The sequence below is a fragment of the Colwellia sp. NW0002-52-1 genome, from assembly GCF_057550865.1.
In genome coordinates, this window is sequence record NZ_BAAJLU010000005.1 from 199,871 (window position 1) to 225,994 (window position 26,124).

Below are 26,124 nucleotides of genomic sequence, written 5' to 3' on the forward strand. Positions count from 1 at the left end.
TAAGTAACACTGAGCAAGCGAATTAATCATTCGCTATGAAAAACATTCACCGCTTTGGTTATTCTCAAGCTCGCTAAAGTTTCTGCTTCGTCAGGCGAAAACTTCTGAATTTGAGCAAAAAGAAGTTCCAAAGTAGCCATAGCATCATCAAGTGCATTATGAGCTGGTACAGCAGGCAAACCATATCTTGCACGGCATACCGGCAATACCACTGAGTTAGGTGGTGGCGGGCGTAAATGTCGAGTTAATTGGTACAAACCAAATGTTAACGTGTCTAATGTTACGATAGTAGGTAACGGTATACCTAGTTCGCGAAAAACTCTTTGTAAAATGTTCATATCAAGATTGGTACAATGAAATACCCAAATATGGCTTTGTGCATAGCCCATAAGCTTTTCTAAAACTTCACGTACCGGTTCGCCCTGCGCAATATCATCAGCCGTTAAGCCATGAATAACAGGGCTTTGATGCAAAGGAGCTCTGGTAGACACAAGCTGATAAAAACAGCTTTGTAGTTTTATTTGATTCCCTTTGCCTTCAACCCAGCCAATAGATAAAATTTTAGCATCGGCTAAATTCATCGATGTCAGCTCTAGATCGATACTCAAAAAAGGTATTTCCGATAAACGCTTATCTCGCCACTGCGGAGGTATTGAATGTTGAGGCCGTAACCAGCGATTAAATTTTTGCCACATAAACGCGCTACCTTTGATCATTTATGCACTGCCACCAGCAAACTTAAATAATGCAGCTTGTTGTGTTCGGCGAATAACGCGGAATGCTTCTTTAAGTTGATATTTTTCTATCGACGACAAATCACTCATTGATAAATAATTGTCTTTAGCATTATTTTGAGTTTGATGACGCCAGCGCAATCGATTAAGTAAAAGCCATACGTCACGCAAGTTTTTTACATTTTGGCTTGAAAGTTCAGGTTGGTTCATTAAGCTTTCAAGGCGTAAAGGAATTGCAGGCATCGTTAGTCCATTAGCTAATGAATAAACCCTCACCAAATCATTAATTATGGCAACACCACTGTGCTTTAAATCAATACAATCTTTTTTAGGCAAGCCTTTCTTGTAGCTAAACTTTTGAAATACCGATAATGGCACCATTGATTTACAAGCATGCCTGGTTAATGCAGCCAGAAAGCGAGTTTGTTTAAATAACGGGGCACGCGCCTGATGTAACTGAGTAAGTAAATGAATATTACCCGCAACACCTCGTACATCGAGGAATATATTACAGTTTAGAATAGCTTCTGGTGTTGGCGATTGTACCCAATTTTCAGCTTCTTTTATTGCTTGGTTTACTGACAATCGTAACAAGGGGTTGCTCGCCATAATATTGCCTGTACACAATCTAATACCGCATTTATCTAGCCCTCTACATACATATTCAGCTAAATCGGCAAAGTATTGAGCTGCTTGTTCGTCAGGCTCAGTAGCTAGTAGTAAACCGTTATCTTGATCCGACCCCATAGTTTGGTCTTCTCTTGCTTGCGAGCCATAAACTAGCCAGCAATAATCCATTGGCGCAGCACCATGCTCTTTCACAAAGAAGGTGATTAATTTTCGGGTCATAATATCAGTAGCTTGAGAAAGTACTTTACCTGCTATATCAAAATCCCCTAAACGCTTTGCGTGTTTAGAAAAGTATTGAGGTAACTGCCACGATAACCGAGACAACTCGTGCATAGAGGTTGCTTTTGATAACGCTTTTACCAGTAACAACACATTACTGCGTTGATGTCGGATCATATCGGTGGCCGTTAAAATTCCTAAAGGCATTTCACTGTCTTTGTCTATAATCGGCAAATGGTTGACGTTATGCTCTGTCATCATGCATAAGGCATCAAACAAGGTACGTTGATGTGTTATTTTTGCAGGTTCAGTGGTCATAATGCTACTTAAGGGCTGCTGTACATCAACTTGCTCAGCCACCACCCTGTTACGTATATCTCGGTCAGTAATAATGCCGGCCAAACGCTGATTATCGGTTATCACCAAAGACGAAACACAATGTTTTGCCATTAACCGAACGCCCGTTAAAATACTGCTATTTAAATCGGCACTGATCATCTCTTGAGCTAAAGCTTCATGAACCGGTTTATACATCCATATAGATGTTGAATCATCAAGCTGCTCACTATGAATTTTTTCTGCGCTATAATTTCGAAAAAAACTACCAATGCCCGGTTGAACCGATACACACCACTCAAAAGTTTGAGCCGGAATACAATAAACTAAGCCTGGGCTGTCTACTGTCATCGTGATTAAATGATCTTCTTTATGTAGCACATTGCCACAGCCAAAATAATCTTCTTCGCTTAAATGTCTGGTCTTTTCAGGAGAGTCTTTCACTGAAAATTGGCCACTATTTATTAAAAATAGCGAACCACGTTGCTGTTCGAGTATTTGTTCAGCATCACCTTTGCTGATGTAACAAACGGTAATTGTTGAAGCCAAATGGTTTAATTGATCTTCTGTAAGTAAATCAAAAGGAGCTGATGAGCCTAAAAACTCTAGTGTTTGCTGGGGAATATGAATCACGAACTCTCTCTTTTAATAGTAAAATGTAGTAACAAATACGATAAACAAAACACCAATGAAACCTAATTGTTCATCATTATAATACTAGATTACCTACGCGACATTTGATAAAAAATGTAATTGATTCAAGCTTACATTAATTTAACAGCAAGCCCATTACTCCTGTTCAGTAATATCTACATGTATGTTTTTTAAAATACTGTTAATTCGCGAATTATTAATTGTGAGAATATGTAACCTGAACTCTGGATAAGCAGCACTTGCTCAATGTTCCCTTTTAATCCTTTTTCTGCGTTAAAACGTCGATAAATAGCCCGCTATTCATAAACGTTTTGCCTTGGAAATGGCATAAAATGAAGCATTGATGATATCTATTTGTGATGTTCACCTGGCTATAGCATTTACTTTATTACCTAAGCTTTTGGTTCACTTGAGTTTCAAGCACTCATTATCCAGAGTTCAGGTTATGTAAATTTTATTATTTGGCTTTATTCAATAACGGTTATATATGCTAGAATCTAGCCATATTATTATTTAAAAATTATTAGGCGTATTTCATGTCTGAACATCCAATTTTCGAAATTTGTGTTGAACCAATAGAGCTTTGTAAGTTACTTAAAATTGCCGATATGGTTGGCGGTGGCGGCGAAGCTAAAGCCGAGATCACTGAAGGTAATGTTAAAGTAAATAACGAAGTAACAGTGCAAAAGCGTAAAAAAATTCGCCATGGCGATATTGTTGAACTTAACGCTAGAGTGATTAAAATCGCTTTAAACCCTGATCAAAAGTCAGCTGAGTTCATTAACACCGTTATTTCGGCGAATAAAAATGCCAAAAAGAAGAAAAAAGCCAAAAGTAAATCGCCAGTAAACTCATCTGAATCGGCAAAAAAACCATCAGGCGAACTTACAAAAAGAAAACCTACTTCCGTTTAATAACCCATTAATACTTAAAGGTAATTTACGTTTTATTTCGCCTTTACATTGGGTAATAATGTTTTTTTGTAAATTTCAAAAATGCAAGCGCTTACAATAACGAAAACCGAAAAACCAAGCCAAACAGGCTTTTCGGTTTTTATTCATCATAACTACTCGAAAAATTGCTTAAAGCATTAATTACTGAACTGTATTTTTACTTTACTTAGCTGATTTAGAATAAAAATTTAATCAGGTAAAGCACAATAACTTTTGAAGTAACCCTCAGTTATTCAATTAACCTGTTTGACCGAAAATTTACCCTCGTATTTAATTTATTATGATGTAATACCAATTGGTATAAATGTTTAAACGTGTGCATCGAGTTTATAGCTACAGCGAAATTAACGTGAAATATTTAAGAGATAAACTTAAGATTAAACTATTACTGTTTAGACAACTGTCACTTTTTTAGACAGTTTTCATACTGTATAACATATACTTATAAAACGAGTGTTCATCAAAACAAGCCGTTTTACGACATTAAGCGAGGAATAATATGCTAGAAATGGCAGTAATTTATTTAGCCGCTGCAATAATTGCAGTACCAATAGCAAAGCGTTTAGGTTTGGGCTCTGTACTGGGGTACTTAATTGCCGGTATTGTTATTGGGCCTTTTGCGTTAGGACTGGTTGGCGACCAAACAGATGTGATGCATTTTGCTGAGTTTGGTGTGGTTATGATGCTATTTTTAGTTGGATTAGAATTACACCCTGCTAGATTATGGAAGCTAAGAAAATCAATACTTGGTTTAGGTGGTTTACAAGTTTTAGTCACTAGCGCGCTATTATTTATAGTGTGCTACTCATTACTTGGCTTGCGATGGGAAACTGCCTTAGCCATTGGCTTAATGCTCGCGCTATCCTCAACCGCAATTGTAATACAAACCTTAACGGAAAAAGGCTGGATAAAACAAGAAGCAGGACAAAACGCCTTTTCTGTTTTGTTATTTCAAGACATTGCCATTATTCCCATTTTAGCCCTGCTACCACTACTAGCATTTTCAGACATCGCCAACACTGCATCGACCCACAGTAGCCTAATTGAACACTACCCTGCATACGGACAAGTGCTAATTGCTTTATTGGTTATTGCCGCAATAATATTGGCGGGTAAATACATTTCAGCACCGTTATTTCGCTATATTGCAGAAACCCGATTACGCGAATTGTTCACACTGTTTGCACTATTCTTAGTGATTGTTATCTCGGTGATTATGAAAAACATAGGTTTATCCCCTGCTTTAGGTACATTTTTAGCAGGCGTTGTTTTGGCTGAAAATGAATTTAGACATGAATTAGAAGCAGATATCGAACCTTTTAAAGGCCTGCTACTTGGGTTATTTTTTATCACCGTTGGTGCATCAATCGACTTTCCATTATTGATGACAGAATTTAGCCTAGTCGTGCTATTAGTATGCGGTCTTATTATTATTAAAGCCGTTGTTTTATATGTTTTAGCCATAGCATTTAACATTAAAAGCAAGCAAAAATTCTTATTTACTTTAGCACTAGCACAAGGGGGTGAATTTGCTTTTGTGCTATTGTCAGTAACAACTTCGTTAAATATTCTTACGCCTGATCAAACCAAAATCACCACGTTAGTTGTTGCTATTTCTATGCTAATGGCTCCGCTATTACTCATGTTCTACGATCAAGTGATCAACCGTGAAACCACCTCACAACCAAACTTTGATAGCCTAAACGAAATTGAAGCAACTAAAAATGTAATTATTGCTGGTTACGGTCGCTTTGGACAAATAATTGGCCGCTTACTTACCGCACAGGGTTATCACTTATCAATACTTGACCATAGCTCTGGCCAAATAGAGTTATTAAGACGATTTGGCAATAAGGTTTTCTACGGCGATGCTGCTCGCAAAGATCTTTTAGATGCTTCAGGAGCCAATGACGCCCAATTACTGGTTATTGCTATCGACGATGCTGACAAAATACTTGAAATAGCCTCGCTGGCCCAAAAGCACTATCCGCATTTAAAAATAGCTGCTCGTGCAATTGACCGCCGCCATGCTTATCAATTAATGAAATTAGGTATTAATACATTTAAACGAGAAACATTCGACTCTGCACTAAACCTAGGTGTTGACGCACTTACTTTACTCGGAAACGATGAAGAAATTTCTATACGCGCAGGAAAACTATTTGCTGTACATGATAATGACTCTCTACTTGAGTTAGCTGAATTATGGGGCGACGACCATAGTTATGGTATTGCCTCGAAACAGCGCACCGAAGATTTAAAACAAGTGCTGCACAATGATAAAAAAGAACAAGAGAAATTAAATGCCTGCAAAAATGGTGATGGCGAAGCGTGTAAAGAAATTCAAGAAAGCGGATTACACTAAAGGTTAATTTACCCAGTATATTGAATTGCCTAATTAACGATAACGCTGATTGCTTGATGTGTTTACATAAAATCAACTCTGTTTAAATTAATTATAAAAAGCGCATTGATACTAGAAAGTTGATGCAGTTTGCTTGATAAAAGCACTTTAAAACATAGTTTTTATTAGCTGTATTTTATTGTGCTTTCAAGGTTGCTCGCGTTATTTTTTTCAATCAAAAAATATTAATGGCTCTAAAGCCTTGGGCTTTTCAAACTTAACCATGAACGATAAAGACACAACATAAGTGGTAATTAATTTTCTGTTGGCCACTCTGTTTCTGTCAGTATTTTTTTCGCGATTAATTGCATTCTAAGTCCGCTAATAGTTTCTTTTAACTCGTCACGAATAAGCCTTATAGCGGGTGAGATCAGCTGTCGGCTTGGCAGCACTAACCACATTTCAGTTAGTGGCACTTTGTAATCTGGCATTAATCGTTTAAGCCTGCCAGAGAGTAAGTCTTGTGCAACATCAATAGCCGATTTTTTAGCCAGGCCTTCACCATCAATACACCATCGCCTAACAATATCACCGTCGTTTACGGCTCGGTCACTATTCATTTTTATCTTATATTTTTTATTATCGTTAATTAACTCCCAACCGTCGTGAACCACTTCGTATAATTTATAAAGCAATGCATTGTGTTGAGGCAGATCATCTGGGGTCAACGGTTCACCATGCTTGGCAATATACTCTGGCGCAGCACATAATACATGAGGAATATTGCAAATTTTAAAACCGTATAAATTCAGATCTTTTGCTGCATCTTTAGTAATTGCACGCAAAGCAACATCAACCCCATCTCGATAAAAGTCGACTCGGCTATCACTAGCATGTAGACGCAAGGTAACTTCACTATAATTATTCATCACATTGTTAAGTAAAACGCGCATTAAATTACGACCCATTTCAGACGACACAGCTATACGAACTTCACCACTGATTGATTTCTGTTCCTCATGAATTAATACTTGTCCCTGCTGTAATAAATTTAAGGCTTGTTGGCAAAGCGGCAAATAGCGTTCACCTTCAGGGGTCAGGCGTAATTGCCTTGTCGTTCGAACAAATATTTGTGCACCTAAGGTACTTTCAATACGTTTTAAAGCCACACTTGTAGCTGAAGAGCTCATATCTAACTTATGCGCTGCTGCTGTAATAGATCTAAGCTCAGCAATGGTGAGCAATACCTGTAAATCAGTAATTTTCATTTGAACCTCGAAGATCTGCGTAAGAAATGTCAGACCTGTTAACAAGTCATTATCCACGTATTCGCGAAAGTGTATTAAAGATTACCCTATTTATCGAATTAATTTTATCTTTTAAAATTACCACATACTCATTCAACAGAGCCTATAAAAATGACACGTTTATTCACTATACCAAGTATTGCCTTATTAACCGTGCTACTAGCACCTAGCAGTTTTGCCGATACAGCCTTAAAAAACACCTCGTCTTCAAAAGTTGTAGCAGCAAGTAATATTACCTGGGGCTATTTAAACCCGCTTCGTGGCGATAAGAGCCCAGGCGCTGCTGATTTATGGGGCGATCGCACCAAAGATACAGCAACAGGTATGTTAGTGCGCTTTAAAAAAGGCTTTGAATCTCCGCCTCATATTCACAACATTACTTACCGTGGCATTGTGATTGAAGGTCAAATGCATAATGATGATCCTAACGCAGCAAAAATGTGGCTGCCAGCGGGTTCTTTTTGGACCCAGCCTGCAGGTGAAGATCACACTACTGCAGCCAATAACCCGACTAACTTAATTTATCTTGAAATTGACTCAGGGCCATATCTTGTTAAACCTTCAACAGAAGAGTTTGATAACGGCGAGCGACCTTTGAACTTGCACCGCGATAACATGGTATGGCTCAACAGTAGCGAGCTAAATAATATTACCGCTGAAGGCGTAAAATTTACCTATGTATGGGAAAGTAATGCCAAGATGAACGGTTCACTAATCAAATTACCTGCAGGTTTTACAGGTGAAATAACCACTAAGGCAGGCGAGTTTAAAGCCGTTGTTATTGCTGGCGATATTGAGTACAACTCAGTAGATCAAAAAAAATCACAGCACTTAAGCCCTGGTAGCTATGTCGAGTCAAACGGTAGCTTTACTCATAACATTACTAATAAAACAAATGTTGAAGCGACAATTTATATTCGTACAAATAGCCCATACCAAGTTAAGTAAAAAGCTCAACAGCATAAGCTTTGGTTAGATTGTTTTTTAATTTAAAAAAACGCATTCAATTTATACTATAAAAATGACTAAGCATGACATGAGATAATAAATGCATGCTTGGTCATCACATCGTACAGATCTCACATTAAATTACGCTTTTTTACAATCAATCACCTCGTAAAAACAAGTTCAAACAAGCCACATAAACCATTGATTGTTAACAAATAATCACATAGTGATTTTAAATTATTTCTTATTAAGAACCTAGTCATGCTCAAAATATAAAAAACTCATTTTTTCCACTTGAAAAACAATTCTGATCGGCATAACATGCGCACAAATACCAATCGGTACAAAATAAACTAATAATTAAGGCGTAATGATGACAAATTTAATTGAGAATAAAGTTGCACTAGTAACAGGCGCAAATCGCGGCATTGGTAAAGCGATTGTAGATTCACTTATAGCTAACGGTGCGAAAAAAGTTTACTTAGCGGTGCGCAACCCAGCTTCAACTAAAGAAATAGAAGCAAAGTACGAAGATAAAGTGGTTACATTAACCGCAGATGTTGGCGATGCAGAATCAATAGAGCAACTAGCAAATCAAGCTACTGATGTAGAAATACTGGTTAATAATGCTGGTATTATGCACCTAACTTCGCCACTGAGTGAAGATGCTGAAGCATCATTGATGCAACAATTTAATATCAATGTTTTTGGCTTAATGCGTGTAGCCAATGCCTTCGCTGAAACTTTAGAAAACAACAAGGGCACGCTTGTTCAATTGAACTCTATTGCATCAATAAAAACTTTTGGCGATATAGCAACCTATTGCGCTTCTAAAGCAGCTGCATATTCAATTACACAAGGGCTAAAAGAAAAATGGGCTGACAAAGGTATTAGTGTATTAAGTGTACACCCAGGCCCTATTGGCACAGAAATGGGTGATGAGGCTGGCTTTGCCGGTGCGCCGGATGCAACAGTGGTTTCTAACGCGATTATAACAGCATTAAACAATGGCGATTTTCACGCTTTCCCTGATCCAGTCGCGAAACAGCTTGAAACAGCGTACCAAAGCTACTCAGACCAAATTATTACTGGCGAACTTTCTCTTTAACAAACATAAATATCGAATATAGCAATGAATAACAAACATTTACTTAGTCGTAGGTTTACGCAATTATCTGGGTTGATTTTTATTACCCTCTTTTTGGCCGCTTCAGCATATGCAAGCAATACTAGCCAATTAAAGTCATCAAACTCTAGCAACACAGTATCTCAAGCTGTTGCTGTTGATTGGTTGATAGGTGATGACGACATTACCGGTGTGCGCTTAGCTTATAGGCCTTATGTATACACGCTAAGTAATGTACCGTTATTTGATACGCTTGATATTTATTGGGAAGTAAGTGCAAACTTTTGGGAGTATGGTGACAAAAATCACCATACAACCAACTTAGCAGTTGCTCTTTCACCCGTTGTTAGTAAAACCTTTTATCATATTAATGAAAAATACCCACTAAAATGGGAGTTTGGAATTGGCGTATCACTGGTAAACGACACGAGGTTTGCTGGTAAAGATATAGGGTCTCATTACCAATTTGAAGACAGACTTGGCATAGCTGTAGATGTAGGCGAAGACTTACAGCAATCAATCGCTTTACGTTATATGCATTATAGTAATGGCGGTTTAAATAGTCGTAATCCGGGTGTCGATTTTTTAAACCTCTCATACGCATATAAATTTTACTAAAGATATGCGTAAGTTAGATTTTTAATAATACCAGCAGCTAAACTCACCTAAGAAACTTAGCAGTATAAGTTTATTTTATATCTGCTGTTTCGCAGGCTTACGCTATTGTTAAAATTTTGCCACTGGTGTTGCTATGGTCATAATACTTTGGCCTTTTTTTATCGCTGGACCATCAAGGCCATATAATGCAAAACCATCGGAAGGGGCTAAAATTAATTCAAGCGTATTACCAAAATAATCTTTTAACTCTCCTAGCAAGTCGCCTTTTTTAAAGTGTTTTCCGCTCATATCTTTAGGAAACCATAAGCCTGAATGCTCAACAGGCACAGAGCGCGTACCGTCAAAATACTGTGTTTTTTGGCGCTTAGATGTTTTAGCTAGTTTACCTTCATCCAAGTTAGTTATACCTAAAACAACAAGGCTATTATCAAGCCCATTAACCATAGCGTTAACCTGGCGTTTGTCTTTCGAACCATTTTCGCCAATTTCCACTAAAATTGTTGGTATTTTTTCTGCAACTCCTTGTCTATTCAGTGAACGTCTAGTGTCGATTTGTTGCTGTGTATTCATTTTATATCTAACAATATTCGAGAAATTAAAAGCTTCTGCCACTGACAAAGCCAAAGGAAAATTACTCGCTAATGGGCCACCATAAACGCCAACAAATGGTGCTAACCACTCACCACCATCACCGCTATGTAAATCAATTAGAAAGTCTGCTTTTGCGACTACATTTTCAGAAATGGCCCAAGCAATTCGCTCGGTTTGGGTACCCTGCTCTTTGCCTGGAAAGCTACGGTTAAGGTTTTTACGATCGTAAGGATTAACATAAACAGATCGCTCTTCAAAAGCAGAAACATGCGCCACCCTAACGATGATAATACTACCGTTCATTTGGGCGGGTTCAAGCGCAGCAATCCATTTATTTACCGCAATAATAGAAGTGTATTCGTAACCATGTACACCGGCAACAATCGCTAGCACAGGTCCTTTTTTAGCGCCATGCACAACAGTAACCGGAATAAATGTTGCTGGATCTTGAGCGCCTTTGGGTATATCAATACGAAAATTTTCTTTCGTGCCTGGTAAAACAGCAGTATTGAAAAAATTAAATGCCTGACTTGTATTGGCAGAGCCATTTACAGACTCATTCACAGAGCCATTCACATTAGTATAGGCGAAACTTACATTGGTAAATAATACACTTATGATCAGCAATAACGGTTTAACAAAACCCGAATTACCATTTACTTTTTTACAAAACAATTCTCATTCTCACTTTTGTTTAGATTAAGTTTTACTTGATTTATGTTATGTTATAACATTCACCTAAATCAATAAACTTAAATTTACTGGCAGCTTGCTCATAGTTAGCGAAAAGTTTACTGATAATTTTTAGATACTCGCTCAAAAGCAGTAACACCTTCAACAAAATAATAGAGAAGTTAATGCAAAAAGAAATGATTGTAGCGTCATCACTGTGTGTGCGCTTTGCTAAACAAACTGTACTAGATGAAGTAAATTTTAAGGTCGGACAAGGTGAAGTTTTTGCACTTTTAGGCGGCAATGGTGCAGGAAAATCAACAACCTTAAAAACATTTCTAGGTACCATAGCGCCACAATCCGGCACGGCAACGGTTATGGGTATGTCGGTAACAAAAGACATTGACTCCATTCGCCAAAAAGTAGCTTATTTACCTGAGTCAGTGATGTTGTACGGGCATTTAACTGGCGTTGAAAACATAAAATACTTTTTATCACTTGCTGATATCGAAAAGTCAGCGCCTGATATCGAACAAGCCTTAATGCGTGTGGCGCTACAAAAAAGTGCGTGGCATAGACCTATGTCGAACTATTCAAAAGGCATGCGTCAAAAAACCGCAATTGCCTTGGCATTACTACGTGAAGCACCGGTTTTATTTCTTGATGAGCCAACCTCAGGTTTAGATCCAAACGCCATAGACGAGTTTAACCGCCTCATTAAAACGTTAGCCGCTGACGGAGCAACCGTGTTTATGGTTACGCATGACGTATACGGTGCCTGCCAAGTAGCACACCGAATTGGCTTACTCGATAATGGCAAAATTGTTGGTATGTTTGAGCGTAAAGACCAAGCCCATATTGACACCGAAGAAGTACACGCGGCTTTCTCTGCGAGAAGCCAACAATGAGCGTTATTAAACAAGTAACTCGATACGAGTGGCGCTTTTGGCATCGCACTAAGCTTGCCGCCACCATTATTATTATTGGTACGTTATTAACGCTTGTTTCTGCTGTTGTTAATACCCTTGAAATGCAGCATGCAAGTCACGAGCGTGAACATTTACAGCAAAGTGCACAAGCGCAGTTTTTAGAGCAACCAGACCGTCATCCACATCGTATGGTGCATTATGGTCATTATGTTTTTCGTACACCTTCAGCGCTCAGTATTATTGAACCTGGCGTAGATGCATTTACCGGCACGTCAATCTTTCTTGAAGGCCATAAGCAAAATACTGCGATGTTTTCTGATCAGCGCCAAGCGTCAGGCATGACCCGGTTTAGTAGCTTAACGCCTAGCTTTTTACTACAAGTCCTTGTGCCGCTATTTATTATTTTAATTGGCTACGCGAGCGTAACGCGAGAAAAAGAGGCCGGCACTCTTAATATCATGATCACCCAAGGGATTAATGTTTGGCACTTATTGTTAGGTAAATACTTTGCTTTAGTCAGTAGCGGCTTATTAATGCTTCTACCGCTTATTGTTGCAGCTATTTGGGCGAGCATAAAGGGTGAATCTGCATTGATCACTAGCAGTTTTGTGGCTGGATATATTCTGTATATTTTAGTATGGAGCGGCATTGTATTAGCGGTTTCAGCAATAAACAAAAAGAACAGTGCTAGCTTTGCCATATTAGTCAGTTTATGGATTGTATTATGTATTTTACTTCCTCGTATTGGCAGCTCTAGCGCTGCAGCTATTGCCCCTTCACCCAGTAAACTAGAAGCAGATTTTGCCGTAAAAGAAGAACTGCGTAAGCTTGGCGACGGACACGATGCTGCTGATCCTGCATTTGAACAGCTGAAGAAAAACCTATTAACAAAATATAATGTCGATAAAGTTGAAGACTTGCCGATTAACTTTCGTGGTACTGTCGCTCAATACTCAGAGAGGAAACTCACTGAAATACTGAACCAATTTGCAGAAAAACGCATGCAAGAAGAGCTTGAACAAGCCCATATTGCTCGACAATTTGGTTGGGTAACACCAACAACGGCTATTCGTTCTTTCTCAATGCTAGTTGCCGGTACAAGCCTTGAAACTCACCATAGATTTTTGCGTGAAGCTGAGAAACTACGCTTCGACTTTGTGCAATCACTTAACAAAGTACATCAAGACAACCTCAGTTATGAAGCAGACGCTAATCGCAACAAAAATGCTGATGCAACCAAGGCAGCGCGCGTTGATGCGGCTAATTGGCAAGTATTGTCTGAGTTTTCATTTAAGCCTGATACTGCACAAACAAGACTGTTTCGAAGCGCTATTTACGCGGTTCAATTATTTTTTTGGTTCGGTTTGATTGTGCTTTTATTAAGGTTTGCCGTTAGGAGAATAAGCTAATGTCAGCATTTGCAAATATTAGCAGAGAAGCTCGTTTTCTCGTTAAACAGCGCTACTTTTTGGCGCTATTAAGTATCGTATTGTTATTATCCGTATTTTCAGTGTGGTCAGGTATTAGTGAAACCAAGACACAATTAAGCACCATTGAAAGACTGCAAGAAAAAGATGACGTCGACAGAGCAAATGTACTGGCGAAACAATCAGATTACGGTAGCGCAGCTTATTACACTTTTCATTTAACACATTCAGCTCCTTCAGCAATGGCTTTCGCTGCTATGGGGCAACGCGATATTTATCCATGGAAACATCGTATTCGCATGTTGGCTTTGGAAGGACAAATATATGAAACCGATTCCGACAATCCAGAATTGTCGTTTTTAGGACGCTTTGACTTTGCCTTTCTGAGCAGTGTGTTATTGCCATTGTTTGTTATTTTGCTGCTACATGATCTTCGCTCTGCAGAGCGTGAAGCTGGTCGTTATGACTTACTCATTGCCACCGCCAGCAAACAACAGCGCCTTTGGCTTTCACGAGCCAGCGTGTTATGCACCGCCTTAGCCATTGCCTTGCTCTTGCCCTTTGTTATCGGCGCATTAATTATGCAAGCCCCGCTTGTGTCTACCCTACAGGTTATTGCGGTTGTACTCGGCCATATTTTATTTTGGATGCTGCTAACGCTTTGGTTTACATCAAGCAAAGTAACCGCCAAACAAAGCTCAGCACAAATTGCCTCGGTTTTACTGGCTGTTTGGCTTGGCGTAACCGTATTGGTGCCGGTTGCAAGCGATATTGCTATTGACGAAATGGTACAAAGCCCTAATGGTGGTGAAATTGTATTAACTCAACGTGAGGCGGTTAACGATGCTTGGGACCTGCCATTTGCTGAAACTTGGGAACCCTTTATAGCGACACATCCACAATGGAAAAACTACACTGAAATGAATTCACAATTTGAATGGAAGTGGTATTACGCTTTTCAACAGGTTGGTGATCAAAAAGCGGCAGCGATTTCAACCGCATATCGCGAGGCAACTTTAGAGAAAAATACTTTAGCGGGCCGCTTTGCCTTTCTTTCTCCGCCGATGTTAGCCCAAAAACTTTTATCGTCAATCGCAGAAACAGACACGCTTGCTGCGATGAAATACGAGCAAGAAGTGCGAGATTATCATCAGGCCTTACGCCAATTTTATTATCCGCTGTTGTTTGGTGACGCTAAACGAACGGAAACGCAAAGTAATAAAACAATCAACAATAAAACAAAAGGTAATAAAGCAGCGTTTGATCTTAAAGCCCTGTCGAAATTACCGAAATTTACAACTTTTAAAAATACTATAGATAGTTCTAAGGAAAATATTTAGCATGAAACGTTCTGCTTACAAAAACCGACTAAAGCCATTAAGTCTTATTATATCGACCGCTCTAGCATTACCAGCTGTAACTCACGCTGCTGACACAGCGCCAACAGCTAAAGATGACGTTGAAGTAATCGAAGTAAAGTCATTACGCCAAGCATATCGCGGTAATGTTCAAGAAAAAGATCTTCCTCAGGCTATCGCAACGATATCGTTTGAAACATTAGAGTTAACCGGTATTACCGACCTACAAGACTCGTTAGAGTTAGTCAGTGGTGTTACCCGACAAAACGATTTTGGCGGCCTTTGGGATATGTTTGCTATTCGCGGCTTTGCAGGTGATGAAAACCTACCTTCTGCTTATTTAATTAATGGCTTTAGCGCAGGGCGTGGCTTCAGTGGCAACCGTGATATGTCAAACGTTGAGCGTATGGAGGTGCTTAAAGGTCCAAGTTCAGCATTGTATGGCCGTGGCGAACCCGGTGGTACCGTTAACATTACCACTAAAAAACCACAATTTACTGAAGAAGGTTATTTTAAACTCACCGGTGGCAGTTTTAATACCTATCGTGCAGAAGCTGATTATACCAATGCCTTATCAGACGACTTAGCATTTCGTATTAATGGTGCCTATGAAGACGCAGAAAGCTATCGTGACACGGTTGAGAAGAAGAAAACCATTCTTACCCCATCATTTTTATACAAACTTAATGATGACACGCTTATCAGTTATGAGCTTGAATACTTAGATCAAGAAGCTGATATGGATCGTGGTGTGGTTTTTGTTGAAGGTAAAAAGTTCTCTGATTCAAATTTTTATGGCGAACCAGCAGATGGCCCTGTTGAAATAGAAGCTATTGGGCATCAGCTACAACTTCAGCACGAGCTTTCAAACGACTGGTTGTTAACCGCAGGCCTAAGCTATCGCACATCTTCTTTTGAAGGTAGTGTGTCAGAGCCGCGTTGGTACGATGCTCAAAACGATAGCGTTGTGCGCCAACGTCGTTACCGTGAATTCGATGCTGAAGATTTATCAGCACGTTTCGAGTTCAGTGGTTCAACCAAGTTATTTGGTTTACAACATAACCTACTTATTGGCGGCGACGCTTATCAATATGAATTAGACCGTCTTATTTTACGTTATCGCCATAGTGGTGCTGAAGGTGACGGCGCTGACGCTTTCGCGATTGATTACGATAACCCGGTTTATCGTAATAATTTACCTGAAATGGGGCCTAATACCTCAGATTTAGAAGAGCAAAGTGGTCAAGGAATATATTTTCAAGATCAAATCGACTTATCTGATAACTTAAAAGCTATGTTTGGTATGCGCTACGACAGCTTTGATCAAGACATTACGTACCGTTTAGACAACGACCGTAAAACCAGTACCTCTAAGTCATACTTTAATCCCCGCTTTGGTTTGGTTTATGCCCTATCTGATGAAGCTCGTATTTACACCAGTTACTCAGAAGGTGCGCGCCCGAATTCAGGCACAAACGCCAGTGGCAACGGTCATGATCCAGAAGAAAGTAAATCTTATGAAATAGGCTTAAAGTGGGATCTTGGTGAGCATGGTTTTAAAGGTACAGCGGCAATATTTAGCACAGAAAAAACGAACATACTTGCCAGTAGCCCGAACGGTGACGGTACAACTGAAGCATTAGGTGAAGCAGAAAGTTCAGGTATTGAATTTGATATTTCTTATACATTGGCAGACGATACTATATTGTCAATGTCGTACGCGTATATCGATGCTAAAAACGCTAAAGAAATAAAACTGTGGGATTATTATGTTATTGAAGATGGAGCACGTTTAGGTAATGTACCTGAGCACAGCGGTAGCTTAATGCTACGCCAGTTTACTGAGTTTGCAGGTTATGAAGGTAGTGCAGGTTTTGTTGTGCAATATGTTGGCACTCAACTTGGAGATTTCTTAGAGCAAGACTTTGAATTACCAAACTACACCTTAGTTAACCTATTTGCCAACGTAGCCTTAACCGAGAAGCTAGCGTTAAACGTTAATATCGACAACTTACTCGACGAAGAATACTACGCTAACTCTTATTTTGAAGCTTGGACTATGCCTGGTGCACCACGCTCAATTAAAGCAAGCGTGAAATACTCGTTTTAATCGTTAATTCATTAAGCAGGCAATAATTTGTGTGCGCAATGAATACTGGACTTGATTCAGACATAATTCACCAATAGTGGCAGTAGTTAATATAACGCGGCCATTATTGGTGGTTTTATCTAAAGTATGTCTTTGAAGTAACTGAAATAAAACGTATTAATATAAAGATAGGTATAGAGATAGGTATAAAGATAAGCCTCACTAGAAATACTGTTCTGGGATTGATGAGCTTGGCATTAAACCTAGACTACCTTTTCAATCAAGCAGCTTTATAGCGTGCTAAAAATAGTGCGACGGTTTGCTTAATAACTAACTCTGGTTGTTGCTGCTTTGCTGATTCAAACCCATATAATAATGGGTAAAATACGAATGACTTTAATTGATATACAAATTGTTTTGCCGCTACATCAACTTCGTCAATATCTAAAACTCCCGCACTGTTTGCATCTTGTAAAAACGGCTCTAAATAACGCATACAACCCATTGAATTATTAGCTAACGATTGAGCTAGCTCAGGTTGTAATAACATTTGCATAAAAGCAATTTTAGCAATGCGTAAAAAATTAGCAGAAGTAAGTAACCTAACTTCCTGTTGTGCAATAGCGGTTAACTGATGTTCTATCGCTGTATTTTGATCAAAAGAAATAACCTCGTCATTATTAATGTTCGCTAACATACGGGCTAAAATGGCATGAAATAGTTCATCTTTAGTCGCAAAATGATTATAAACAGTACGTTTAGAAGCTCCTGCTTGTGCTGCAATTTGGTCCATGCTGGTATGCTCAACGCCACTTTTATAAAACAATGCTTCTGCTGCATCTAAAATAGCTAAACGTTTTTTTTCTGAGAGCTTCATAAATCTATCTTCCGTTAGTTATCGCTAATAGTTTATCGGAATAATAAAAAAATGCACTAAGTAGTTTACTTTTTGATAAAACAATGAAAAACTACACTCAACAGTTTACTTTACGTATTTAAATAGGTTTTACAATGAGATTTTTAAAATGGTTCCTTGTGATCATCGCCCTCATTATTTTTGGAGTGTATAGCGTGGATAAAAGTTTAGTGGCCAGCAACATAGTAAATACAACAGGCGTTGCACATTACGCAGAAGGCAAATTTTATAATGATGCAAAAGTAGAGCCTACTAACTTAAAAAAAACCTTGGGGATAGTCGCTCGATACTTTAAAGAAAAACGCATTAACATTGAGCCTGCAAAGCCATTACCTATGCAAGTGTTAACCAAAGAAATACTGAATAACCTAAGCAGCAATACAGTTCATATTGTTAAACTTGGCCACTCTAGTATGTTGTTGAAAGTGTATGGCGAATATTGGCTACTCGACCCTGTATTTAGCGAACGTGCATCACCGTTTTCATTTTTAGGGCCAAAACGTTTTTCTCCTATGCCTATTAGTATTGCTGACTTACCTGTTATTGATAAAATACTTATCTCGCATAATCATTATGACCACCTTGATAAAGCAGCGGTAAAACAGTTAGCCGCTAAAACTAAACACTTTTATGTTCCATTAGGGGTTGAAAATGATCTAAAAAACTGGGGAATTAGTGAAGAGAAAATATCAGCATTTAATTGGTGGCAAGAACAGCAAACCGCAAATGCGTTAATTGCTTTTACTCCTACTCAGCATTTTTCAGGCCGAGGCTTAAGCGATGCTAACAACACACTTTGGGGATCTTGGGTAATTAAAACTCAAGAAAACAGCATTTATTTTAGTGGCGACTCTGGATACTTTGCTGGCTTTAAAAAAATAGGTAATAAATACGGGCCTTTTGATTTAACCCTAATAGAAACCGGTGCTTATGACAAAGATTGGGCCGATATTCACATGACACCTGAGCAGTCTGTGCAGGCACACATAGATTTACAAGGTAAAGTCATGGTGCCCATTCACAACAGTACCTTTGATTTAGCTTTTCATAGTTGGACAGACCCACTTGAGCGCGTAACAGCCGCAAGTAGCGCTAATAATGTCATGTTAAGTACACCGCAGTTTGGGCAACTATTTACCATAAATGATGCGCCAATACTTGATAAATGGTGGTGATACCAATTGATATAAACAATCGATAATTCTAAAGCGGTTTAAATATCCAGTATCTACGTTGCTTTCAATCCCAATAGCCTGCTATTGCTCAATCAAGCGCCTTGCTACTGAAAATTTATCCTCGTTTAAAATTGATCGATTCATTAAATCAATTGGTATTACAAACACTTAATTAAAACTAAGCGGCAATTAAGCCGCTTTTTAATACTTAACTTGAACTCTGGATATTGAGTTTGATACACAAGTGAATCAAAGCTTAGCTGGTAAAGTAAATGCTATAGCAAGCTGAACATCACGAATTTACCCCCTCAATGCTTCATTTTATGCCATTTCCAAGGCAAAACGTTTTTGAATAGCGAACTATTTAGCGACGTTTTAACGCAGATAATGAGTTAAAAAGGGAGCATTTAGCATGTGCTGTTTATTTCAGTGTTCAGGTTACTTATTGCTTCACCTTTTTATACTAGGAAATAAGTTATAACCACAAGCGGTTTGTCCTTACTTATCACTGCCGCTTTTATTAAGCAGCAATATAATTAACATCATCGCAAATAGCGTAACAATACTCACTTGCAAGGGGCCGCTAATTTTAATCCCCAAGTTACTGCTGTTTATAATATCAAAAATATCTTTTAACGCGCCTACCGATATTAACCCCATTGAGCCTGATATTATGCGAGTTAACCGTTTGCTGTTTCGTGTGCGCAATTTTTCATAAAGTTTAGCGTTTTCAGCGATAATTTCATCTTGTCTAAATTGAATTTTATCTAATGTTTCTTGTGTACGAATGTGTAGCTTCTCAAAGCCCATACGATCAAACACTTTTTGAATAAGACGTGTATGATCCGGAAAAGTCATCATACTGCCTGCGCTGATCAACTCTAATAACCAATGGGCATCACGAGTAAACTGTTTCAAGCAATTATCTTCAATAGTAAGCTTTTTAACTTGCTCCCTAAGTACTTTAGCAGACAGCTTTTTATCGTTCAGTTTCTGCACAGAATTAACTTGGCTAACACTGAGTTGTTTATCGAGTAACTTATTGGTTAGATGGAATAAATTATTAATAGCAGCGGCCACATCTATCATTTCAGCTGATTGATCTAATACCCAATTAGGTTGTTGCAATAACCCTAAAACACATTCGTGCTGATTAATGTAAAAAAATTCGTCATGGTTAAAGCAATCTTGATTTAAATTGTTACTGGCTAACGGCGGGGTTCTAAGACACCAGTCATCAACAGCACTGCGCAGCTCTCGTTGCGGTAGTATAAATAGTGGGTAAGCAAAATGAGATTTTAGCGACTTTGCAGTAACCGCAATATACTTATCATCAACACACTCAACAACACGATCAATCAACGTTGAGACAAAACGATTATCCGTTTTATTAAAAGTCAGAATATCGTTAATAGGCTGCTCGCCGTGCTTAAAAGTGCCATTGAGCACTGCTGCCAATTCGGTAAATCTATTTTCGGCAAAATCTTCCAGTAAACCTATATCTTCATTGTGCCAATGCATTTGTTGATCCATCGCAAAAGGCGTACCAAGAGACATAGCATGTCGAACACCACTGCCACTTACACCGTCGAGATCAGCTTTTAGGGTTAACGCAAAAATGCCCATTGGGTAATAAATCAATTCTACGGCAAAACATAGCGCTTTATCATTGCCGTTTCTATTTCGAAATGGCGTACTTAAACTGGGTAACTGCCACGAATATATATTTTCAAATTCGCGGGCAATACCTGCCCAAGTATCGTTGAGCATATTACGCACGGGCGTTTCTGCACCCCATTGCTCAAGGTACAGTAAATGCGACTTTGGCGCGTCGGTAATAATATTAGATAACGACTGTAATAGTTCATTAATAACAATATGATTAACGCTGGCAAAATATGAAATAGTGATTGCGCCGCGTTCAACAATTAACTTACCCGTGCCTGGTGCTCTATTTTCGCTAAAAAACGTTAATGGTGGCCATAAAGCTTCTAAATCGGTCGACATAATATATTTGCCGTTCGAGCCCAGCGCTTGAACCGCAGCAAGAAATTTAGGCCTTAATTTTCTCATATTTAACGCTAAGGTTTCGGGCTCACCCCAACGTATTTCTAACAACTGGGCAATTATCGCCACACCTTCACTGTAATATTGGTATGAACTAAATTCTAAAGCAAAATGCTCGGCATATAATTGACAATCAGCAGGGCTAAGCTCGGCCTTTAACGCTGTTATTTCGCTTAACGTGTTTGCAATATTTTTTGTTGCTTGAGCCATTAAAAATTCTTGGCTAGTGTATATACCTCGGTCAATACAACAGATTTCAATTTGAATGCCAGCAAACATTTTCAGTGCATTAATAATCTCTGAACTTGGTAACAATTCAAGTGCCGTAATGCCTGAGCGGATCAGCGTTTCTGCATGGCAGTATCTGTTGGTTTCTTCAACCTCATGGCGAGCAAAGCCATAGCAGGTACAAAACATTAATAAAAGTTCGTTATTTTCAACGTTTATAAGCTGTGCTTTTGATATTTTCGGCTGAGCTTCTAACTGGTTAATAATGTTAAACGCAGCAGAGTTATGGCCTTGTAATTGTTTTTTTGCCCAATGAAAGCATGCTTCAAAATCTTCTGAACGAATAAATTCAAAAAACGATGTTAAGATAGATTGCTGCGCGGTATTTTGCTCAAAACTCATAGAACTGCCTTTTAAATTATATATTTTCGCTGTTGCTCTAGCCTTGGATCATCAGAAGATAAGTAATAACTCTCAGAGAATATATGATGAACAATGTGCCACAATTGCGCTTTGGTAGGCGCGCTTTGCTCTGCTTTAGCATAAAGCATTAATGCCATTTCAGTTGATTGCATATCATCATAATGCGGAGACAGGTATTTAATACCTAATGTAGAAAAGCCTAATTGTTTATAGAAACGTTCTGGTCCTGCTTCTGCTTCAACCAACAACCATTTAAAATCACTACTTTGGTTAAAAAAATCAAATAACTCTTGGCACAATAACTTGCCTAATCCTTGCCCTTGGTGACTAGGAGAAACAAACAAGTAACCTAACATAGCAAAATGTTTAGACCGATAAACTTCCGTTAAAGACATGCCTATAGTTTTATCGCCTTCATGTACCAATATGCAACGCGAACTACCACTATTTACCGCCGCTTCAATGTTAACTATTGCTTCTCTTTCCCACTCAGGAAATATTTCGCAATATAACACCATAGCACTTTCCCATAATGGGCCAATAGCTTTTGTAAGTTGTTTAGTTTGCATGATTTTCTATTCTAATTTTTCTTGAATGATACCTAATATAATTATTATTATCGACTTTATTAAGCCACTTGAGTTAAGAAGAATTAATCGCTGATGAATGCCGAGCTAAATCCAAACTAATTCTCGACTAAAGCTAGGCTAAAGTTAGGCTAAAGCTAGACTAAGCATTGATCATAATCAGTGAATATAGCGCGTTGGCAGAAATGTTGGGCGAGCCCTTTTGTGCACTTTCAGCCTCTTTAACCCGCAGCGTAATAGCGGTATTTATGGGTGACTTAACACCACATTGTTCGGCTAAACTAACCACTTCACCGTTAATAAAGTCTATTTCTGTTGGACGCCCGAGCGCTAAGTCTTCATACATTGATGAGCGTGCATCGGGATCAATTTTCAACATTGAACCGGCAACAATTTTATATAAAAAGTCGGGCATTGATAAAATAAACGGTAATAAGCTCGGAATAACTTTGCCATTTTTTACCGGCTTAATTCCCGCATGCTTTAAAACCTGCAAAGCTTCTTTAATTGTTAGCGCAAGAATTTTTCGGTAATGTCTATCGTGCAATTGTTCTCGAAGTGGCAAACCAGAAAGTGCGTTAATTGAATTATTTAAATTCATGAGTAACTTACTCCACTGAAGTTGACTTAAATCATTATATATATCAACCGGTAGCTCGCTGTTTCTAAAAGCATGAATAAGTGGTTCAGCAACATTATCTTTGTCTGCAATAGCTAAATCCCCTTCTGTACCACAATGGAAATGCGCTTTGCCCTTACTTAAAACATTAAAAGGCACCATACCTTTTAACACCTGATGCTGAGATAAAAACTGCTTTAATATGTTCGCGTTGCGTATTCCATTTTGAAAACTAACCACTACCGCCTTAGGTTTCGCATATTGTGCAATTGCTTGTGCGACTTCTTCAGTATTACCACTTTTAACGGTCACTAGAATATAGTCAGCATTTTGTATATCACTTAATGACAAGGAAAAATTAATATTCTCTGTGGCTATATGCTCATTTCTTTCGCGCCAATCTGTTAACGTTAAGCCATAAGCATTAATTTGCTCTTGAATACGAGGGCGACCAATTAAGGTGACGTTATAACCAGCACTGAGCAAACAACCGCCCAAGTAACAACCAATACTACCTGCCCCAACAATAGCAATATTTAATAATTTACCTACGCTAGCCATATATATCCTTTCTTGTGTTTAGTTATTAAGTAATATACCTAAAAACCACAAGGCATATTACTTATTCTATTGACTGAGCATTGAGTCTCAGCATTTAGTTTCAATACCAAGCAACTTTACTCGTTACCAAATTAAATACTTAAATCCAATAAGTTATAATCTTTCACATCAGCTTTTGCTGCTTGATCCCACTTATAGTTATCTTGTAAACCTGCAAGTGGTTGATACTCATAAGGAGTTTCATTTGGAAAACGTTGACGACGAGCATCAATGCCATAGGCAATCATCCGTGAACGTTTGCGAATAAGATCTTCATCAAAGGTTAACGCAGCACAATGTATACCTGCTCCTTGCACGCCAAGCACAGACGAGCGACGATGAAAGCCAAAGTTAACTGTAACGCGCGGTTCAAAACCTGTGTTGGCAAACGAGCCATGTACTATTTGTCTATTACAAATAACCACATCGCCTGGTTCAGTAATAATAGGTACCGCATGCTTAATACGTTCACTTCCAGCTTCCTCAACCAATTGTTTGATATTTAATCGACCTTGTTTATGTGTTCCTGGCACAACCCAAACACCATTTACCGCTGTACTGCCATAAACTTGCGCCATAAAATTAAAACCGTGGATCCCTTCATCAAAAGATGAACTGTCCCAATGAGTGTCACCATCTTGGTGCCAAGAAACCGCGGCACCTAAGCCTGCATCTTTAATAAATAAGCATTCATGAAATGGCGCAAAATCTTCACCATTTACCTCTGCAGCGACTTTAAGTAGCTCAGGGTGACCATAAACACGTAAACATGCATCAGAAAACTGCAGTGAACCTAACATAACAAACACAGATTCTTTGGGTGCATCTGCCGCGGCTTCAGGCTCAAACAATTTTACTTGATGACGGCCATTGGCAATGGGCGTGCCTCCTAAGGGATCGCCAAGAGGTTTTGACCAAATTAAATTAGGTGCGTTACAATCAGTTCCTAATGCTTTTCGACCATCTTTAGTCACTTTAGAGCCACTACCGTCAGGAAAGTCTTTACGCATAGCATCTAAGTCGGCTTTAATATCGTCTAACTCATCAGATTTTAATACGCCTTCAAATATATAAAATCCATATTCTTTATATGCCGCTAAAATATTTTTCGCCAGCTTGCCATTTTCATCAAACATTAGTGGGCCGCGATTATTAAGCGCTAGTGCTTGTTGCTCACCTTCAAGTAAATAAGTACGCATTGCATCAGCTTGTTCGCCATAATGCGCTGCACAAGCGTCAATTGATTTGCTAACATTAGCTTTCATGATAAACCCCTCACAATTTTTATTATCAATAAAACTTTATGATCAATAAAAACTGTGGTCAAGTTATTTTTAAGGTAATTTAATGAGCAATAAAGCAATTCCACGTGGCAGCGTAACTCGTACAGCTAATATGAATAAACGACGCGACTACATTCTTAGTTGTGCTGGACACATTATTGCCAATGAAGGATTAGAGGCACTTACCTTACCTAAGCTCGCTCAGGCTGCCGACGTTACTATTCCAACTATTCATAACTTATTAGGCAAGAAAGCCGATATATTTGAAAAACTAGTAAAAGAGTTGATCACCAAAACTGAACAGGCACTTACACACCCTGAAATTAGTGAGCCCATACAAGCAGCAGAAGCCTTTATTAATAAGTTAATAGAGCTTTTTTCAAGTAATGAAGATTTATACAAAGCCGCTTTTATTACCGGCGAACAAACAAAACTGTTTGACCACCACTTACCTAATGGAATATTTACCCAAGCGCTGCAAGTATCTATTGACGTTTGCTTATACGCCAAAGAAAAAGGATACCTAGAAGGCAATATTGCTACCGAATACTTAGCCCAAGAGTTATTTGGATGCCAACGTTTAGCAAGACATGACTGGGTGCAAGGTTATATCGATTTAACGACTTATAAAAAACAAGTTTTGCGCGGCATGACAATTGTATTTTTAGCTGATGCTTCGCCTGATTATAAAGCTAAACTGCTCAAAAACTCATACTTATAAATTTAATAAAAGCAACCTATTATTAACAGCAATTGCATCTAGAGCACCTAGCCAACTACATGTAAATTGGCGGCATTAAAAAACTTAAGTATTAATATGCAAATATAAGCCTGAGCCATTAAGACTTTTTGAAGGAGTGATAATACTTAGGGCAATATCAGCCAAAATTATCTACTGACTTTTGTGGCAGGATAAAGCTCTTTGCATACATTGATATTTTACACCTAAATAGTAACTTAGGGCCTAAAGCCGACATTGAGGCTGCATCTTCCTATTCGTAATTTAGTTTAATAACTGAGTATTTAAATGCAGTTGTAACTTGTTTCCACCCAAGTCAGGAAATGAGGCAACTTGCCTCATTTCGTCTATTAGCGAAATTTTTGTTTTTATCTGTAGGTAAGTAGTGGTGTTGGCTGCAAAGATTTGTTATTAATATATAAAATAAATAAGGTGGAAACTTTTCCTCTGTAAAAGAGGCAAGTTGCCTCCTATTAAATTGTTCTGATGGAGTTGGAAAAGCTCCTAGAGAGTAAGTATAGTTCATATAAGACCATCTGTGTATATTTATAC

At 38.5% G+C, this 26,124-nt stretch carries 20 protein-coding genes; 11 read left to right on the forward strand and 9 right to left on the reverse strand.

Annotation, left to right across the window (positions count from 1 at the left end):
* Window positions 1-26: 26 nt before the first annotated feature.
* Together AC27H3_RS07615 and AC27H3_RS07620 are read right to left on the reverse strand one after the other, a co-directional pair.
* Window positions 27-716, reverse strand: a complete 690-nt coding sequence (locus tag AC27H3_RS07615; protein ID WP_487105025.1) for a 3'-5' exonuclease — start codon at window positions 714-716, stop codon at window positions 27-29.
* Window positions 717-2,552, reverse strand: coding sequence for a DUF294 nucleotidyltransferase-like domain-containing protein (locus tag AC27H3_RS07620; protein WP_487105026.1), 1,836 nt, complete (start codon window positions 2,550-2,552; stop codon window positions 717-719).
* 557 nt (window positions 2,553-3,109) lie between these two features.
* On the opposite strand from AC27H3_RS07620, the gene AC27H3_RS07625 reads away from it, so the two are divergent.
* Together AC27H3_RS07625 and AC27H3_RS07630 are read left to right on the forward strand one after the other, a co-directional pair.
* Entirely contained in the window at window positions 3,110-3,487 is a 378-nt protein-coding gene (locus AC27H3_RS07625; RefSeq protein ID WP_487105028.1) for an RNA-binding S4 domain-containing protein, read from the forward strand.
* A 538-nt stretch (window positions 3,488-4,025) separates the two neighbouring features.
* Window positions 4,026-5,891 (forward strand): monovalent cation:proton antiporter-2 (CPA2) family protein, encoded by a 1,866-nt coding sequence (locus AC27H3_RS07630; protein WP_487105030.1) that lies wholly within the window; start codon window positions 4,026-4,028, stop codon window positions 5,889-5,891.
* A 293-nt stretch (window positions 5,892-6,184) separates the two neighbouring features.
* On the opposite strand, the gene AC27H3_RS07635 is transcribed toward AC27H3_RS07630, so the two are convergent.
* A complete protein-coding gene (locus tag AC27H3_RS07635; RefSeq protein ID WP_487105032.1) occupies window positions 6,185-7,138 on the reverse strand; it encodes a LysR family transcriptional regulator in 954 nt (317 codons plus the stop codon).
* Between the two features lie 150 nt (window positions 7,139-7,288).
* On the opposite strand from AC27H3_RS07635, the gene AC27H3_RS07640 reads away from it, so the two are divergent.
* The 3 genes from AC27H3_RS07640 to AC27H3_RS07650 all read left to right on the forward strand — a co-directional run bounded on the left by AC27H3_RS07640 (window position 7,289) and on the right by AC27H3_RS07650 (window position 9,869).
* Window positions 7,289-8,125, forward strand: coding sequence for a DUF4437 domain-containing protein (locus AC27H3_RS07640; protein WP_487105034.1), 837 nt, complete (start codon window positions 7,289-7,291; stop codon window positions 8,123-8,125).
* Window positions 8,126-8,498: 373 nt separating this feature from the next.
* The gene (locus tag AC27H3_RS07645) at window positions 8,499-9,233 is read left to right on the forward strand and encodes an SDR family oxidoreductase (protein ID WP_487105036.1); all 735 of its coding nucleotides are present in this window, start codon (window positions 8,499-8,501) and stop codon (window positions 9,231-9,233) included.
* 24 nt (window positions 9,234-9,257) lie between these two features.
* Entirely contained in the window at window positions 9,258-9,869 is a 612-nt protein-coding gene (locus AC27H3_RS07650; RefSeq protein WP_487105038.1) for an acyloxyacyl hydrolase, read from the forward strand.
* 108 nt (window positions 9,870-9,977) lie between these two features.
* On the opposite strand, the gene AC27H3_RS07655 is transcribed toward AC27H3_RS07650, so the two are convergent.
* On the reverse strand, window positions 9,978-11,135 hold the full coding sequence (locus tag AC27H3_RS07655) for a M14 family metallopeptidase (RefSeq protein ID WP_487105040.1): 1,158 nt from the start codon (window positions 11,133-11,135) through the stop codon (window positions 9,978-9,980).
* A gap of 182 nt (window positions 11,136-11,317) precedes the next feature.
* Here AC27H3_RS07655 and AC27H3_RS07660 point away from each other — a divergent pair, with 182 nt between their 5' ends.
* Genes AC27H3_RS07660 through AC27H3_RS07675 form a run of 4 tightly spaced genes read left to right on the forward strand, consistent with a single transcriptional unit; the run spans window position 11,318 to window position 16,956 of the window.
* A complete protein-coding gene (locus AC27H3_RS07660) occupies window positions 11,318-12,040 on the forward strand; it encodes an ABC transporter ATP-binding protein (protein ID WP_101685958.1) in 723 nt (240 codons plus the stop codon).
* Window positions 12,037-13,470: an ABC transporter permease gene (locus AC27H3_RS07665; RefSeq protein ID WP_487105042.1), complete on the forward strand. Its 1,434-nt coding sequence runs from the start codon at window positions 12,037-12,039 to the stop codon at window positions 13,468-13,470. The genes AC27H3_RS07660 and AC27H3_RS07665 overlap by 4 nt, the downstream gene beginning before the upstream one ends.
* Entirely contained in the window at window positions 13,470-14,828 is a 1,359-nt protein-coding gene (locus AC27H3_RS07670) for a DUF3526 domain-containing protein (protein WP_487105044.1), read from the forward strand. Before AC27H3_RS07665 ends, AC27H3_RS07670 begins: the two co-directional genes overlap by 1 nt.
* A 1-nt stretch (window position 14,829) precedes the next feature.
* Window positions 14,830-16,956 (forward strand): TonB-dependent siderophore receptor, encoded by a 2,127-nt coding sequence (locus tag AC27H3_RS07675; RefSeq protein WP_487105045.1) that lies wholly within the window; start codon window positions 14,830-14,832, stop codon window positions 16,954-16,956.
* Between the two features lie 259 nt (window positions 16,957-17,215).
* Here AC27H3_RS07675 and AC27H3_RS07680 read toward each other — a convergent pair whose 3' ends face one another.
* On the reverse strand, window positions 17,216-17,812 hold the full coding sequence (locus tag AC27H3_RS07680) for a TetR/AcrR family transcriptional regulator (protein ID WP_487105047.1): 597 nt from the start codon (window positions 17,810-17,812) through the stop codon (window positions 17,216-17,218).
* A gap of 134 nt (window positions 17,813-17,946) precedes the next feature.
* Between AC27H3_RS07680 and AC27H3_RS07685 the strand changes: the two genes are divergently transcribed.
* Window positions 17,947-19,026 (forward strand): MBL fold metallo-hydrolase, encoded by a 1,080-nt coding sequence (locus tag AC27H3_RS07685; RefSeq protein ID WP_487105049.1) that lies wholly within the window; start codon window positions 17,947-17,949, stop codon window positions 19,024-19,026.
* Between the two features lie 498 nt (window positions 19,027-19,524).
* On the opposite strand, the gene AC27H3_RS07690 is transcribed toward AC27H3_RS07685, so the two are convergent.
* The 4 genes from AC27H3_RS07690 to AC27H3_RS07705 all read right to left on the reverse strand — a co-directional run bounded on the left by AC27H3_RS07690 (window position 19,525) and on the right by AC27H3_RS07705 (window position 24,815).
* Window positions 19,525-21,723: a hypothetical protein gene (locus AC27H3_RS07690; RefSeq protein ID WP_487105051.1), complete on the reverse strand. Its 2,199-nt coding sequence runs from the start codon at window positions 21,721-21,723 to the stop codon at window positions 19,525-19,527.
* A gap of 11 nt (window positions 21,724-21,734) precedes the next feature.
* Window positions 21,735-22,313: a GNAT family N-acetyltransferase gene (locus AC27H3_RS07695; RefSeq protein ID WP_085304668.1), complete on the reverse strand. Its 579-nt coding sequence runs from the start codon at window positions 22,311-22,313 to the stop codon at window positions 21,735-21,737.
* Window positions 22,314-22,473: 160 nt separating this feature from the next.
* Window positions 22,474-23,511: a 2-dehydropantoate 2-reductase gene (locus AC27H3_RS07700; protein WP_487105054.1), complete on the reverse strand. Its 1,038-nt coding sequence runs from the start codon at window positions 23,509-23,511 to the stop codon at window positions 22,474-22,476.
* 131 nt (window positions 23,512-23,642) lie between these two features.
* A complete protein-coding gene (locus AC27H3_RS07705) occupies window positions 23,643-24,815 on the reverse strand; it encodes a phytanoyl-CoA dioxygenase family protein (protein WP_487105056.1) in 1,173 nt (390 codons plus the stop codon).
* Between the two features lie 82 nt (window positions 24,816-24,897).
* On the opposite strand from AC27H3_RS07705, the gene AC27H3_RS07710 reads away from it, so the two are divergent.
* The gene (locus AC27H3_RS07710; protein WP_487105058.1) at window positions 24,898-25,554 is read left to right on the forward strand and encodes a TetR/AcrR family transcriptional regulator; all 657 of its coding nucleotides are present in this window, start codon (window positions 24,898-24,900) and stop codon (window positions 25,552-25,554) included.
* Window positions 25,555-26,124: the final 570 nt, after the last annotated feature.